Here is a 14,261-nt window from a genome sequence, read left to right as displayed (position 1 = left end):
TCGCGGGCGGTCAGGACGGACTGCACGCGCAGGACCTGGTCAGGCACAGCGGTTTCCTTCCGGAATTTGCGGTAGGGAAGAGATGACACGCAGGTGTCTCTGAGCAGCGGCCGGAGCTGTCGCACCGGCCGGGTGCTGCACTGACAGCCCGTGGTGGGGGTCCGTGTGGCCGTCCATCTGAAGACGGACCCCGGATCGTCGACCAGCGCGGACCGCACCACGGACGGCAAACAGGAACCCGACGACGCAGACGGGCGACGCGCCACTGCCACACCAGGCGCCCTGCGCGTGCCGACGAACCCGGCAACGGGGAAGCGCACCGGCGCGGGTGACGCATGACCCAACCCGTCGCGCACGACGGTGCCGGGAACCTGTCCCCGACGAGGGACAAGACCACGGCTGTGGGCGGGAGAGGGACCGGCACGCCGCGGTGATGCGGCGGCGCGAACCCGCCGAACCTGGTCGACTGCCTGGCACAGCTGGCGCCAAGGCGGCGCTGGCGGCCGCGGTGGCAGGGCGCTGGTGCCGACTCTCCGTCATCCTCTAACCGCTGTTTGTGTGCTTTGGCGAACGCCCCTCGTTCTCACAGCAACTCACAGGGCAGGCCCTCTCGCCGCCCACCACCACCCGCTGGCTGACACGGAACTGGCTGTCAGCTCGTCGGCGGTCCGTGAGTGCAGCTGACGGGGGCGGCTACCCGCGGCGCACGGACATGGCTGCAGGCGGTGCCGCTGGTGGGTTTCCGCGAGTCAGCAAGGGTAGGCGGTTCGTCGAGCAGGTCTGTCAGAGCGCAAGGTACCTGTGACAGGTCGGAGACAGTCGGTGCCTCCGGCTGCTCGTGGCGGTCGCGCATCAGGTTGGGGCTCTTCCGGCCGTCCCGGGTGGCGGTCGATGTAGAACCGTGGGTGGCATCGTGCGGCGCCGGAAATGCCATGTCCGAACGGGCGGGTGTCATGATCGACCGCGTGGCGATCGAGTGTCATGGCTCCGGTTGACACGTCAGCGCCGCGCAGCCGGCACCGGGCCGTGTCTTACCCCAACCTTTTATGACAGCGGCACCCGCACCGCCTGCCTCTCGGCGCGGCTGACACCGTGGCCTGACCGACAACTCCCCATCGGCGCGCACTTTTGGCATGACTCTCACAGGCCAAGGGTGAGCTGGGATTTGACACGGACACGCGGATCCCAGGAGCATCGATTGGCGTCCGGCCGGTGTGCGCGTCGGGCATGACGGCCGAGTCAGGCTCCCGTGACCGGACCGGACACCGCGGCTGACAGGCGAGCCGGATTGACCTCGCCCCCATCACTTGACAGCGCCGTCGCCTGGACTTGGACGCGTCACTGTCTCTTTGACGTGCCGGCGGTGTGACAGCGCCGGTCGCCGATCATGCACCGGGAGGATCCGCAGCCCTGCTCAACCGCGCCGAACAGGCCTGTGTGGCACTTGTGAGGGCTTGTGAGAGGTCTGTGAGATCGGGGGGCGTTCGCCAGAGCCTCCGCGACCACCTCGTCGACGCCCCCTACCAACGAGACGGACAGGCCGGGACGTAGGGCAGCCTCGTCGTACGAGCACCATTCGAGCACTAATGCGGCCGTAGGTGACGAACGGAAAGAGGCGCCTGACCCTGTTGCAGCAGGTCAAACGCCTCTTGATCTTGCGCGCCCGAAGGGACTCGAACCCCTAACCTTCTGATCCGTAGTCAAATCCTTCAATGCGTAAGGTCATCTGTCTAATTCAGTCCAGTCGCGTCCAACACAATCCGAACATGTTATTGCAGGTCCGAAGCTTGCTCGATAACTGTCTATCTATGCTTCAATTGAAAACAGAGTCAGAATCCGGCTCAGTCCAGTCCGTCCGGGCTAGTTCCCCGACGTCCGAGCACCCACGGAGCACCCAGCAGGCTCCACCTCGGCGGGTCAACATCACGCTCCCGGGCACCGACTGGCTGCCGGAACTCGGCGCGCGGACCATGGCCGATGACCTGAGGACTCGAGTCTGGCGCGCCGGTCTCGGGCGGGGAACCAGGTCCAAGAAGAGGCGGTGGGCGGGTTCACTTGGAATTGGGCGGTGAGGGCCAGGCAGAGCCGCTAACGGCGGCATCGAGGAGGTCGCCGAGCCGGAGCCAAGCGTTCGACCCGGTTGGGGATGCTGGGTTGGTGGCAAAACGCGCCCATGCCTCGCCGCTCTCGCCGAGCGCCGTTGTGACGACCGAGGTGACGACCTGGTTGCCGGCCCGATACCGGTATGCGCCAGCGAGCGTGAGGGCGGCCCATGCCGGAAGGGCGCGGATCAGGTCGTCCTCGCAGTCGGGCAGCGCCAGGATCTGCCGTGTCCACGCTTCCCTATAGTTTGGGCTGCCGCCAAGCCGTCGGCGCAGGTCGGTGGTGATGCGTAGCAAGGCGGTCTGCGGTGTCGAGTGCCGGGCGAGTACGTCGGTGAACGAGAGCCGCGGCCGGTGGGTACACCAGGCGAAAGACAGCAGGGCTTTCTCAACCAGGTCGTCGTCCTGGCGATGCCGGTGCAGGTAGTCGTTGAGGACGTCATCGGATGCTTCGGCTAGACGTCGAGCCGTGACCTGGCGAGGATCACCCAGGGGCACTGCGCGAGTCGCAGCTGCGGGGTCCCCGATAATTCGTTCGATTGACGCGCGCATTTCGGCCGCGTGTCGCTGGCGCTCCGATTCGGCATGGCTGGTCACTGACCACCGACTTGCGGGGGCGGGACCGTTGGCTGTGAGCACAGCTCGGACGCGCTGGATGATGTCATCGGTGACGGTCGGCAGATGCAGCAGCATGAGATGGAGCCACCGCAGGAGAGGCGGATCCGGATAGGTTTTGGGGGGTTGGGGCTCCCAGAGTTTCAGCGCTTGCACGGCTGCTGCTGCAAAACGCCGGCCGAGAGTTCGCAGCAGTTCGCTGGAGGCGTCCCAGTCATGGGGTCGCCCGATCCGGTCCTTTGCCTCCTCGGGTGCGAGGAGGTATCGCCAGGACCCTTCCGCTGCTTGCTCTATCCAGGTGGTCGTGGCCCGGCAGCCAAATTCCTGGATGTCGACGGTGTCGTCGAGGAACTGCTCCACGTATCGGAGATCATCGGGCGGCAGCGCGGCTAGGTCGTCGGCGTAGTCCACGAGTACCTGGGCTTTGGGGACGCCGTCGCGCAGCGACCGGCACATCTGAGTGATCAGCACATTGCGTGAGAACGTTGCCAGATCGTCCGTTGCGACTTCCTCGAGGAGTGCCGGTTCGAGCTTCCACGGAAAAGTGCCGAGCAGGTGCTCACGGATGACATGATCGGCCTTCGTGCCGTCTGCCAATTCGACCAGCTGGCGGTGGCGATCGGTGTGGATGGCCAGTACCTGCTCCCACATCGCCTTCCACGCCTTGCTGGTGGCGAAATAGTCGTCCCACCACCGATCCGAGTCAACACGGTCTTTAGCGAGCCTGAGGTCGGGCATGCTGGGCAGGCAGTCGACTGCCGCAGTGAAGACTGCATCGTGTAACCGCGGTTCGCGCAGGACAAGCTGGGCAGGCCCGGGTTCGCGAAGCAGTTGCGGCGTAAACGGCTGCTGGTCTTTGCCCCGGTTGCGGAGCTCCCGCGCGACTGCGTCAGCGAGCCCGTCAGCGCAGCCAGTGCGGCCGAGGACGGCGAGTTGGGTGGCGGAGCAGCGGCGTAGCGTGTCGCGCAGCAGAGTATCGGTGCAGCACGGGTGGGACAGGGCAGCGCCGGTAAGGTCGAGGCTGCCGATCTGGTATGCCTCAGGCGCTCTTTGGAGGTCCTGGTCGACCGCCGCCTGCAGCATCCATTCAGGTGCGCTGCCGCTGAGTGGTCCCCGGAGCAGTGCCAGGAGCAACGTGTTCCGACTGTCGCTATCCGGCATGGCGCGGACCTGCTCGATGGCGAGCCGGGTCTGGGGAGCGTCTGGTCCGGCTTCGACTACGACTGCGGTCAGGAACTCGACGGGCAGGCCAGAGCGTGACTCTGGGAAGGTGTGCCATGACAGCGGCTACGTGTTCACCGGTCCCGACGGGCTGCCGATCCACCCCGGCTATCTCACCCAACGGCTACGGCTGCTGGTCGGACGGGCGGGGCTGCCGCCGATCCGGCTGCATGACCTGCGGCACGGCGCCGCCACCCTGGCCCGCGCCGCCGGCGCGGACCTGAAAGCGGTCCAGGACCAGCTCGGCCACGCGACCATCGCGCTGACCGCCGACACCTACACCAGCGTCCTCCCCGAGTCCCAGCGTGAAGCGGCCGAAGCCACCGCACGCCTCGTCCTTGAGGCCGGCAAGCCCGGCGAGGAGATCCGGCGGCAACTGCGTCCCGGCCGGGACACACCGCAGGTGCCTGCCGTGGCCACGCATAAGCGATCAGCAGGTGTTTGCCGACTGCGGTGGAGACCGTCCCGGGTCGGGAGGGGGTTCAAGGTGCGGGGGTCGGATCGCCGCAGGCTCGATCGGTTGTGCTGACGTGGCTTAGCTCATCGACGAACCCAGCTTGATGGTGCGGCGTTTGAAGGGCACTGGGCCTCCTTCAAGGTGGTACAGCGTCAGGACGTTGAGGTCATGTCGTTCTAGGGATCCGGTGGCTTCGACGGCGCCGCTCTTCGCATCTGAGATGAGGGTGATGATCATTTCGGCGTCGGCGGAGACGACGAGGCCGGGGCTGCGGGTAGCGAAGATGTACTGCCGGCTGCCTCGCAGGTCGCGGAGCTTTGCCACGAGGTATTCCTCGATCCACGGTGCGTGGAGTGCGTCTTCGGGCTGGTCAATGATCAGGGGGTCGTTGCCGTCGGCAAGGGCGATGATGAGGATGGCGGTGCACTTCTGGCCGTGAGCGAGCCGCTCGATCGGCACGTAGCCATCGTTGGTGTGCCTGCGGAACTCGACGGAGAGGCCATCGTGCAGGTCGAGGATCTGCGTCCGCAGGAATTCCTCGATGGCGCCTTTCTCGGTCACATACTCAAACAGGGCCTCGATGTGCTTGCGCTCGGCACCGGTGGCGGCGCACACGCCGTCGACGTCCCCGATGAGGAACGAGCGGACCAGCTTGACGGGGGTGGAGTTCTCGCAGATCTGCTGGAGGACCGGGCCGCGCACCCGGGAGCCTTTAGCGATGGCCGTCAGTTCAGCTAGGTAGGCCGCATCGTCGTTCTCGGGGAGCAATTTAATCCGAACGATGCCGCCCATCAGCTTGTTGAGCGCCTTGATCCGGTCGTCGCGTCGCCGCCGTCGTGCCTTGCGCGCCTCCAGCAGTTCTGAGATCAGTTCCTCCCGGTACGCCTTGGCCGTGGCCAGGTTCGGCATGAACTCGTCGTTCAGGTGGCGCTGCTGCGCGTCGAGTTTCGCCTTCTCCGTCTGCAGTTCGACCAGGCGGGTCCGCAGCGCGGCGAGCCCCTTGTTGTCGGCGTCGATGCGGCTGACGGCTTCGGCGAGTTGCCGGTCGAACTCCCGGTATCGATCGAACCACTCCTGCTGGACGGCAGCCAGCTCCTTGTTGACCGCTAGGAGGACCTGGGACAGCTGCGCGTTCGCCGCGTCGATCGCCTCACCCAACTGGCCGAACGCCGCCTGCACCCGCTGGTAGAGGTCGTGGTTGTCGGCGACGGCGGCCGGGCCCCGGAATTTGTCTGCGCCGTCAGTCAGGGCGGTGACCTTCACTGCGGGGATGCCGACCAGGGGTTCGAAGAGGGCCTTTTCCGCGCTCCAGTTCGCCTGCATCCTGACGGTCTCGCCGTCGAACAGGCCGGACAGCTCCTCCAGCCGCTTTTCGACCTCCGGGAGGGTCTGCAGCTTCCGGCAGGCCTGCGCGATCTTCGACTCGAGTGAGCCGATGAGACGTCCGTTGTCGTTGAGCCGGGTCACCGCGTCCGTTTCGCGGATCTCGAACTCGGTCAGGTCCAGGGCGGCGTCGATGAGCGCCATCCGGCCGACCGGTGTCCGCGCGTACTCGATCACCTCGCTCTGCGAGAATCCGGTGATCGCGATCCGGCCGGAAAGCCCCGTCATATGCTCGGTGTCGCCGATGAACTCCGGCTGTGTGGACCCGTCCTCGAAGTACGCGCGGCGGACGAGGCACCGCGCGTGCCCGCGGGTCAGTACGACCTCGACGGTCGAGCCGGAGGTGAGGGCGTACTTGAGTCGGGACTCGACCTCTCTGCGCACCTGAGGGAAGTCCCCGGCGTCGGTCTGCTGGTCCAGCGCGAACCGAACCAACTCTATGAGCAGCGACTTGCCCGCGCCGGTCCCGCCGAGCAGGCAGTTGAGATCGCCTGAGAACTCGAACTGCTGACCGTCGAGGAACCCGCCGGTCACCGTCACGGACTCGATCACCGTGTGCTCCGACCCCGCGGGCTGCACAAGGCTGACCCGCAGCGACGGATCCGCCAGCGCGTGCCGCAGCCCACACAGATCCGGCCTCGATGCCTTGATCCAGGTCCGGCGGTGGCCGATGCCGTGCAGGACATGGACACTCGCGCCGGGCGCGGTGGTGTCGGAGCTGCGGACGACCGCCAGTTCGCGCTTGCCGTCAAGGCGTGTCCTGATCCGCTCGGCCTCGGTGATGTCGACGATCTCGACGGCGGCGATGGCCGGGTCCAGCAGGGTCTGGGTGACATGGTCGGCTACGGGAATCCTGAGCAGGCCCTTTTCGCGGTCGGCATGCGCCGCGATCGCCAGGCCGCCTCTTGCGGCAATGATCTTCGCCGTCTCGGCGAAGCCGGTCCGCAGGGCTTTGTGGAGGTCGCCGTGGTCAGCGCGGAGGACCTTGAGTTCGACAAGGACGTCCTCGATGTACTGGGCCGCAGTCCCCTCTTCCCAGATGGCGAGGAGATGTCCTTCGGCCGTGCTGAGTTCCACGCCCGGCAGCACCACGAGTGACGTGTCCCTCGCGGCCTCGGCCATCGCGTCACACCAGCCGGCGGTGTTGTGATCGGTGACGGCGATCGCGTGCAATCCCGCCGCGATCGCCGCGTCTACGATCTGATGGGCGCTGCTGGCGCCGTAGGTAGAGACATCAACATCCCGCGACGCCGGGGTATGCACGTGCAGGTCAACAGCCCAGAATGTCGCGGGCCCGTGCTTCGCGCCCACCGACGACGCCGCCCGGCCGTTCTCTGTTTGTGCTGTTGCTGACGTCAATGCTCGCTCCGTGTGTTCCTTCGCCTTCGTCAGAGCGTCCGGGTCGAAACTGTAACGATCAGCCGCCGAGATAGAGGCGCGACACTCGGCCACACGCACCGACGCTGGCCAACAAGGTGAACACCCCACCAGACCATCGCCGCCGGCCATCCACCATTCCGCCCAAGCATGGCCGACGACGTTCCGCTGCTGTGCCGCGGGGAAGCTCGAACATCGGTGGTGAGCCTGGGCCCTTTGGTGGTGAGGTCGCTCGGGCATAGACCGTGTCGGAGCGCCCGAACGGTCGGTTGCGGCGGCGGGTGGGAGGAACCGCGTCGTGCCGCACCGGCACCCGGGTCGACCGGAGGTGGATCGGCACGCGGTCGGGTTAGCGCGGGGATTCCGCGCCCGGTCGCCGCCTGCGGTCGCGGCACTCGGATCGCCATCGCAGGTGATTAAGGGCGGTTGCGGCACGGTGCGTGTCGCCGCCGGGTTTCCACTGTTCGTCGAGGGCGAGCTTTGCCTCCGAATCGAGGACGTCGCCGCCGCTGACGTCCAGTCTCACGACGTGTAAGGCGTTCTTCTACACCGCGTTGTAGATCGGCTTGCGGATCGGGCCGAGGATCCGGCGGTCCAAGCCGTCGAACTCGGGCAGCATCAAGTCTCGTGCCGTCCGTCCCGCGCTGGGATCGGCGGTGATGTCGGGCAGGCGGGTAAGCGCGGCGTCGATGACGTCGCCGCGCTGCCAGAGCATCGTGAGGGCGAAGTCGAGGCCGCTTGCCGCACGGTGCTGTTCCCGATGCGCTCAAGGCCTCCATACTGTCGCGCCCGCCGACCTCGAGCACACGGAACCGCAGATCAGCCGACGTAACCCGACTCTCGAGCCCGGCGCGCCCGCGTACGCCCGCCACGTCGGACCGACGCTGCGGGTCGGGCCCGTCGTTGGCGAGGGGGCCGCACGGCGAACGAACAGGTGTCAGTGATGGATGCGGCCGGTGGTCCTGGACAGGCGGGCGCCGTCGCCGCCCCACCGGGTCGCGACGATCTCGGCTGCGATGCTGACGGCGGTCTCCTCGGGCGTACGCCCGCCCAGGTCCAGCCCGATCGGCGAGGCGAGCCGGGCCAACGTCTCCTCCGGCACGCCGGCCTGGTGTAGCTGAGTCGTCCGCTCGTCGTGGGTACGCCGCGAGCCCATCGCGCCGACGTACGCCAGCGGCAGGTCCAGCGCGAGGCGCAGCACCGGGACGTCGAACTTGGGATCGTGGGTGAGCACGCAGACGACGGTGCGCTCGTCGACCCGGCCAGCCTCGGCCTCGGCGGCCAGGTAGCGGTGTGGCCAGTCGACGACCACCTCGTCGGCGTCGGGAAACCGGCGGGCGGTGGCGAAGACCGACCGCGCGTCGCAGACGGTGACCCGGTAGCCGAGGAAGACGCCCATGCGGGCCACCGCGGCGGCGAAGTCGATCGCCCCGAACACGATCATCCACGCCTTCGGCGCGAACGAGTTCACCAGCACGGTCAGCCCACTGCCCCGCCGCTGACCGTCGACACCGTAGTGCAGCAGGCCGGTCCTGCCGGCGGCCAACATGCCGCGCCCGTCGTCGGTGACCGCGTCGTCGAGCCGTTGCGAACCGAGTGTGCCCCGGCACTCGTCCGGCCAGACCACCATGCGCCGGCCGAGGCTCTCCGGCGGACCTGTCACGCAGGTCACCGTCGCCACGGGACGCTGCGCGTCGATCGCCGCCGCCACCTCCGGCAGGTCCGGGAACCGGTCCGGGTCGACCCGCTCGACGTACAACTCGATAACGCCGCCACAGGTCAACCCGACGCCGAACGCGTCGTCGTCGCTGACGCCGTGCCGCACGACGCGTGGCTCCCCGGACCGGACCACCTCCTGGCACAGCTCATAGACGGCGGCCTCGACGCAACCTCCGGAGACGCTGCCGACGGCGGTGCCGTCCGGACCGACCAGCATCGTCGCGCCGGGCGGCCTCGGCGCGCTGCGCCAGGTACCGGTCACCGTCGCCATCCCCACCGGCTGCCTGTCACGCCACCAGCGCAGCAACTCCTCCAGCACGTCACGCATGGGGCGCCAGATCCAGGTCCTCGTCATCGGCCACGTCGGCGCAGGGCACCACCCGGACGGCGGCGGCGTGCACCCGCAGGTACGGCCGGGCGCCGGTGTCACCCCACGGCCAAGGCCGCCACGCCCGGCCAGTGGTCGCGTCCGAGGAGCACGGGGTGGCCGTACCGGCCGTTGTCGTAGCCGGCCATGACCAGCTCCGCAGGGCCGGCACCAGCGGCGACCCGCCGCACCGCCGCGGCCGTCACACCGGGCATGTCGACCAGCATCACCACGGTCGCGGCGGCGCCGGTGTGCGCGAGGGCGGCCAGCCCGGCCCGCAGGGACGAGCCCATGCCGGTGGTCCAGTCAGGATTGTCGACGACCGCAACCCCGTCGAGGGCGGCCCGAGCCCGGACATCATCGGCCGCCGCGCCGAGCACCACGACCACGGGGGCGCACCGCGCCGTGCGAAGAACGGCGATCGACCAGCAGCTGCCCGTCTTGGCGGACGAGAGCCTTCGGCATGCCGAAGCGGCGCCCGCCGCCGGCGGCGAAACAAGTCCGGCCACCATCATCGGCGGGGGCTAACATGCTGCCTGACGTCGAGGGTTCCCCTGATCGGGGCAGGTTTTCAGCCGGGCAGGCGCAGCGCGAGGAAGAGGTCGACCCCGTTTCAAGGCGGTTCAGGTCGCGACCGGCTAGCTGCTCGGCCCGGCCTATCCGGTAGCGCAGCGTGCTCACGCGCGAGCGGCGTGTGTCACGGCATCGGCGCCGTCGAGGAGAGGCGGACGTGGGAGTTGGTTCCGATCGCCTCCAGGTCCCAGCGCCGGCCGAAGGCCCGCGCGCCGCTCAGCATGATCCGGCCGAGCTGCTCGGGAATGTGCGGGTCGAGGATGATTCGGTCGCCCCGGACGTCGTAACCGAGCAGCGTGCGCACGAAGAGCATGGGGGCCGCGGACGCCCAGGCCTGCGGGTTGCAGGCGGTCGGGTACAGCACAGGCGTCCGGCCGGCGGACCGGTCGTACCCGGAGAACGCCTCGGGCAGGCGGTTGTTGGAGAACCTCGCGGCGTCCAGCATCGCCATGATGATCCGGTTCGCCTCGTCGCGGAAACCGTACTTGGCCAGGCCATGCGCGATCAGGGCGTTGTCGTGCGGCCAGACGGTGCCCATGTGGTAGCCGATCGGGTTGTAACCGCGGTCCAATGTAGATGTGGTGCGTACTCCCCAGCCGGAGAACATGTGCTCGGACATCAGCTGCCGGGCCACGACCTCCGCCCGCTCTTGCGGCACGATTCCGCTCCACAGCAAGTGGCCCATGTTCGAGGTCATCGAGTCGATCTTGCGCTTGTCGCCGTCGAGACCTATCGCGTAGTAGCCGCCCCGCTCATCGATCCAAAAGTCCCGGTTGAACCGCTCACGTAGCTCGTCGGCGTCGGCCCGCAGCCGCTTCCCGAGTTCCGGGTCGCCCAGCGGGCCGTCCGCCAGCTCGGCCAGGCGCAGCTTCGCGTCGTAGGTGTAGCCCTGAATCTCGCAGGTCGCGATCGGCAGTACCGGGATCGACCCGTCCGCGAACTGGATGCCGTCCCAGGAGTCGCGCCAACACTGGTTGCCCAAACCATGCGGAGTGCGGGTGGCGTACTCGATGTACCCGTCGTGGTCGAGGTCGCCGTACTCGTCGATCCACTTCAGCGCCGCGTACACGTTGTCTCGCAGCCCGCGGACGAAGTCGTCGTCGAGGGTCCAGCGCCAATACTCCGACAGCAGGATCAGCCAGAGTTGGGTGGCGTCGGCGGTCCCGTAGTACGGGGCGTACGGCCGCAGTCGGAGGTTGGCCAACTCGCCGCTGCGATACTCGTGCAGGATCTTGCCCGGCTCCTGGTCGCTGAAGTCGTCGAACTCGCGGCCCTGATGTTGAGCGAGTTCGAGCAGCACCCCGTGCGCCAGGTGAGGCCCGAGGCTGACCGTCTGATAGGCGGTGATCAGGGTGTCCCGGCCGAAGAGGGTGAGAAACCAGGGCAGGCCGGCCGAGATGAGGATGATCGTCCGGTCGCCGATGCGCTTCTCGATCCGCATGGACAACAGGTCCATTGCCGACTGGTGGTAGACCTCGCACAGCAGATCCGCGTCGGCCCGCAGCACGGGCTTGTGGGCCGCCCACCGGCTGCCCGGGTCCTCCCGTGGGGCGCCGGAGACCTCGCCGAAATCGCGGCGTGTCGGCACCATCTCCGTCTCTCCATAACGCAGCGGGACGGCGAGGTCGCACCACCACGCCTGGCGGGGCTCCAGCTGGATGTCCCACACGAGGTCGTCGCCCTCCACCCGGCTCGCCGGCGGGTCCACGCGGACCTCGGTTCTGGCCTCGAAGGAGGCGTTGCGGTACGAGAAGTCGAGCCGCGAGCCGTCTGGCGCGTGTGAACGCGTAATCTGCGGCGACCGGTCCCGAATAGTCTCCTTAATCTCGAGGATGTCCGCGAAGTCGGTGCCGACCGCGAGGCGGAGGTGAACCGACGCCGAGTCCTGGGCCCAGCACTCCAGCTGGATGCGTTCGTGCAGGCCGTTCCCCACAAAGCGCTGCCGGCGCACGCACACCGCGTTCGCGGCCAAGCCCGGAAGTTCGGGATTGGTGAGGGAAAACGCCGCGGAGTAGTAGTCGACCGTGGACGAGCTCAAGACGCGCAGCTTGGCACCGTTGAGCGTGAGCTCCCACCGGTTGAGGAACCGGGTGTCGTGGTGGACGAGGCCACCGATCGAGTCCTTGGGCACGTCGCCGGCTGCGTCGGAGTACATGAACGACGGGCCATCGAGCACCGCGATCGGGTTGGGTCCCAACTCCGGCGACAACCTGCGCATCAGCAGGCACGGGATCTGGTCCTCGGGCACGGCGTCGGGCATCGGGTCGGCTGGAGTGGGCCGGCGGACAGCGGCCATCACCGCACCTCCAAGGAGGCGAGGTGGAAGAGCAGGTCCCCGGTCGTGAGGGGGAGGCGGCGTAGCCGACGTTCGGTGGCGTGGTGTTCGGCGCTGGCGATGGCTGCCGTCGCGCCGACGGTGCCGATTGCCACCGGCACCCTTGTCGCCGAGCGGATCGACCATGTTCTCGGACACGTCGATAGTGTCCGCTTCTGGTGTTGTGCTCCAACCACTGCCCGGAACTCGCTTGTCTGAGTTCCTCGATTGTCGTGACGTCCCCCCAGGTCGAGGCGGTCGCGCAGCGGGTCTGAGTGTCGATCTTCGCGGTGCGGGCGCAGGCCGTTCCTCGACGGCCTGACAGACCGTGCAAGCGGGCCGCATACCACCGCTAGATCTGCAGCAGCAACCGTCTTGGCTGCGCTGACGCACTCAATCACGGCACCTCACAAAGAGTCGACTCCAGCCTATCGACGATCACCCGATACGGGACCAAAGCCTATGACCTGTCATCCGACGGGACGACGTGTTCAGGTCAGAAACCTGCTCAAGATTCCTAGACCGATGGATGACTGGTTTGGACCTTGGTCCGGAGCGCGTCGCTCGCCGGCTGACTTTGGTCAACGCGCCCGCCACCCTGTTTGTTGCTGTACCTGCATGCCTCGGAAAGGTCCGCGCAGGGATGTTGACAGAGTTCACCGATCCGTCCTCGGCGATCCTGCGATAATCCCGACATGGAACTCCGCAAACTGGGCAAACAGGGGCCAACGGTTTCGCGGTTGGGGCTTGGCTGCATGGGCATGTCGGACCTTTACGGGCCTGCCGACGAGTCGGAGTCGGTGGCGACGATCCAGGCGGCGTTGGAGTCGGGGGTGACGCTGCTGGACACCGGCGACTTTTACGGTATGGGGCATAACGAGCTGCTGATCCGGCAGGCTCTTGCCGGTCGTGCCCGGGAGCAGGTCCACATCAGCGTCAAGTTCGGTGCGCTGCGCGACGTGGACGGCAATTGGCTCGGCTATGACGGCCGCCCCGAGGCCGTGAAGACCTCGCTGGCGTACAGCCTGCGCAGGTTGGGCACGGACTACATCGACACCTACCGTCTCGCACGGGTGGACCCGAAGGTGCCGATCGAGGATACGGTCGGCGCGATCGCGGAGATGGCAGGCAGCGGCCGGGTGCGCTACGTCGGTCTGTCCGAGGCTGGACCGGAGACGATCCGGCGGGCCCACGCCGTGCACCCCATCAGCGATCTGCAGATCGAGTACTCGCTGCTGTCCCGCGACATCGAGCAGGAGATTCTACCGGTATGCCGCGAGTTGGGCATTGGCATCACTGCGTATGGGGTGCTGTCCCGCGGCTTGATCAGCGGGCACTGGGCCCCGGACCGAGGACTGTCCGCGACCGACTTTCGGGCGATCAGCCCGCGGTTTGCCGCCGAGAACCTCGACCAGAACCTCGCCCTGGTCGATGCGCTGCGTGCCGTCGCCACGGGAAAGGGGGTCACGGTCGCGCAGTTGGCGATCGCGTGGGTGCTCAGTCGTGGAGAGGACATCGTGCCACTGGTCGGTGCCCGACGCCGCGACCGTCTCACCGAGGCCCTCGGCGCGCTTGAGGTCCGCCTTACCGGCCAAGACCTGGCCAAGATCGAAGAAGCGATGCCGGTCGGGGCGGCCGCCGGCACCCGCTACGCGGCCAGCATGATGTCCCAGCTCGACAGCGAACGCTGAACCGTCTCCCACCGGGCAGGCGACGAACCTGGCCGGTACTCCCTCGCACCGCGCCACGGACAACGGCTGCCGGAGCGGGTTCAGCTCCTTGGCCTATCACCAGTCGAACGAATCACCCGGTCGAACGAAGGGACGCCGCCGATGGGTGATCAGTCCTCCGCACGTGTGCGGCGCAGTCGTCTACTGGGGCAGCTGCCGCGGATGACCGCGCGCAGCCGCTACGAATCCGGACGCGCCACCACGCGGCTGGAGCTGTTGTTCGACCTGGTGTTCGTGGTGGCCGTCGCGCAGGCGGGCGCCGGGCTGGTCCACTTCATCGCGGATGGGCATGCGGGGGCGGGTGTGGCCCGCTACTTGATGGTGTTTGTCAAGCCCCGGGTTTGATGGAGAGTTGGTTAGCTGGTTTTCAGGGGTGCGGTGACCGGCTGGGTCATCGCGTGTA

At 67.6% G+C, this 14,261-nt stretch carries 9 protein-coding genes, 1 tRNA gene and 1 pseudogene; 3 read left to right on the top strand and 8 right to left on the bottom strand.

Going from position 1 to position 14,261, the window contains the following annotated elements:
• Positions 1 to 1,658: 1,658 nt before the first annotated feature.
• Positions 1,659 to 1,748 (bottom strand) — tRNA-Arg (locus tag ACVCAH_RS36180).
• 303 nt (positions 1,749 to 2,051) lie between these two features.
• A complete protein-coding gene (locus ACVCAH_RS36175; protein WP_447140718.1) occupies positions 2,052 to 3,800 on the bottom strand; it encodes a hypothetical protein in 1,749 nt (582 codons plus the stop codon).
• A gap of 187 nt (positions 3,801 to 3,987) precedes the next feature.
• Between ACVCAH_RS36175 and ACVCAH_RS36170 the strand changes: the two genes are divergently transcribed.
• On the top strand, positions 3,988 to 4,467 hold the full coding sequence (locus ACVCAH_RS36170; protein ID WP_447140717.1) for a tyrosine-type recombinase/integrase: 480 nt from the start codon (positions 3,988 to 3,990) through the stop codon (positions 4,465 to 4,467).
• Positions 4,468 to 4,473: 6 nt separating this feature from the next.
• Here ACVCAH_RS36170 and ACVCAH_RS36165 read toward each other — a convergent pair whose 3' ends face one another.
• From ACVCAH_RS36165 to ACVCAH_RS36140, 6 genes and pseudogenes are all read right to left on the bottom strand, one after another.
• A complete protein-coding gene (locus tag ACVCAH_RS36165) occupies positions 4,474 to 7,236 on the bottom strand; it encodes an AAA family ATPase (RefSeq protein WP_447140716.1) in 2,763 nt (920 codons plus the stop codon).
• A gap of 463 nt (positions 7,237 to 7,699) precedes the next feature.
• The gene (locus tag ACVCAH_RS36160) at positions 7,700 to 7,870 is read right to left on the bottom strand and encodes a hypothetical protein (RefSeq protein WP_447140715.1); all 171 of its coding nucleotides are present in this window, start codon (positions 7,868 to 7,870) and stop codon (positions 7,700 to 7,702) included.
• Between the two features lie 222 nt (positions 7,871 to 8,092).
• Complete coding sequence (locus ACVCAH_RS36155) at positions 8,093 to 9,229, bottom strand: XdhC family protein (protein WP_447140714.1); 1,137 nt, start codon at positions 9,227 to 9,229, stop codon at positions 8,093 to 8,095.
• A pseudogene (locus ACVCAH_RS36150) lies at positions 9,195 to 9,772 on the bottom strand (nucleotidyltransferase family protein). The gene ACVCAH_RS36155 and the pseudogene ACVCAH_RS36150 overlap by 35 nt, the downstream one beginning before the upstream one ends.
• Positions 9,773 to 9,938: 166 nt before the next feature.
• A complete protein-coding gene (locus tag ACVCAH_RS36145) occupies positions 9,939 to 12,110 on the bottom strand; it encodes an amylo-alpha-1,6-glucosidase (protein ID WP_447140713.1) in 2,172 nt (723 codons plus the stop codon).
• On the bottom strand, positions 12,110 to 12,244 hold the full coding sequence (locus ACVCAH_RS36140; RefSeq protein WP_447140712.1) for a hypothetical protein: 135 nt from the start codon (positions 12,242 to 12,244) through the stop codon (positions 12,110 to 12,112). The genes ACVCAH_RS36145 and ACVCAH_RS36140 overlap by 1 nt, the downstream gene beginning before the upstream one ends.
• A gap of 579 nt (positions 12,245 to 12,823) precedes the next feature.
• On the opposite strand from ACVCAH_RS36140, the gene ACVCAH_RS36135 reads away from it, so the two are divergent.
• On the top strand, positions 12,824 to 13,819 hold the full coding sequence (locus tag ACVCAH_RS36135; RefSeq protein WP_447140711.1) for an aldo/keto reductase: 996 nt from the start codon (positions 12,824 to 12,826) through the stop codon (positions 13,817 to 13,819).
• A gap of 201 nt (positions 13,820 to 14,020) precedes the next feature.
• The gene (locus ACVCAH_RS36130; protein ID WP_447140710.1) at positions 14,021 to 14,203 is read left to right on the top strand and encodes a low temperature requirement protein A; all 183 of its coding nucleotides are present in this window, start codon (positions 14,021 to 14,023) and stop codon (positions 14,201 to 14,203) included.
• Positions 14,204 to 14,261: the final 58 nt, after the last annotated feature.

The sequence above is a fragment of the Micromonospora sp. LZ34 genome (assembly GCF_052981855.1).
Note: the sequence above shows the minus strand (reverse complement) of the source record. Positions and strands in the feature narration are given on the sequence as shown.

What these genes read in the sequence shown, in the direction of transcription:
- ACVCAH_RS36175 (WP_447140718.1), bottom strand. Translation starts at nt 3,800, where the DNA reads ATGCTGCAGGCGGCGGTCGACCAGGACCTCCAAAGAGCGCCTGAGGCA.
- ACVCAH_RS36160 (WP_447140715.1), bottom strand. Translation starts at nt 7,870, where the DNA reads ATGCTCTGGCAGCGCGGCGACGTCATCGACGCCGCGCTTACCCGCCTG.
- ACVCAH_RS36155 (WP_447140714.1), bottom strand. Translation starts at nt 9,229, where the DNA reads ATGACGAGGACCTGGATCTGGCGCCCCATGCGTGACGTGCTGGAGGAG.
- ACVCAH_RS36145 (WP_447140713.1), bottom strand. Translation starts at nt 12,110, where the DNA reads ATGGCCGCTGTCCGCCGGCCCACTCCAGCCGACCCGATGCCCGACGCC.
- ACVCAH_RS36135 (WP_447140711.1), top strand. Translation starts at nt 12,824, where the DNA reads ATGGAACTCCGCAAACTGGGCAAACAGGGGCCAACGGTTTCGCGGTTG.
- ACVCAH_RS36130 (WP_447140710.1), top strand. Translation starts at nt 14,021, where the DNA reads ATGACCGCGCGCAGCCGCTACGAATCCGGACGCGCCACCACGCGGCTG.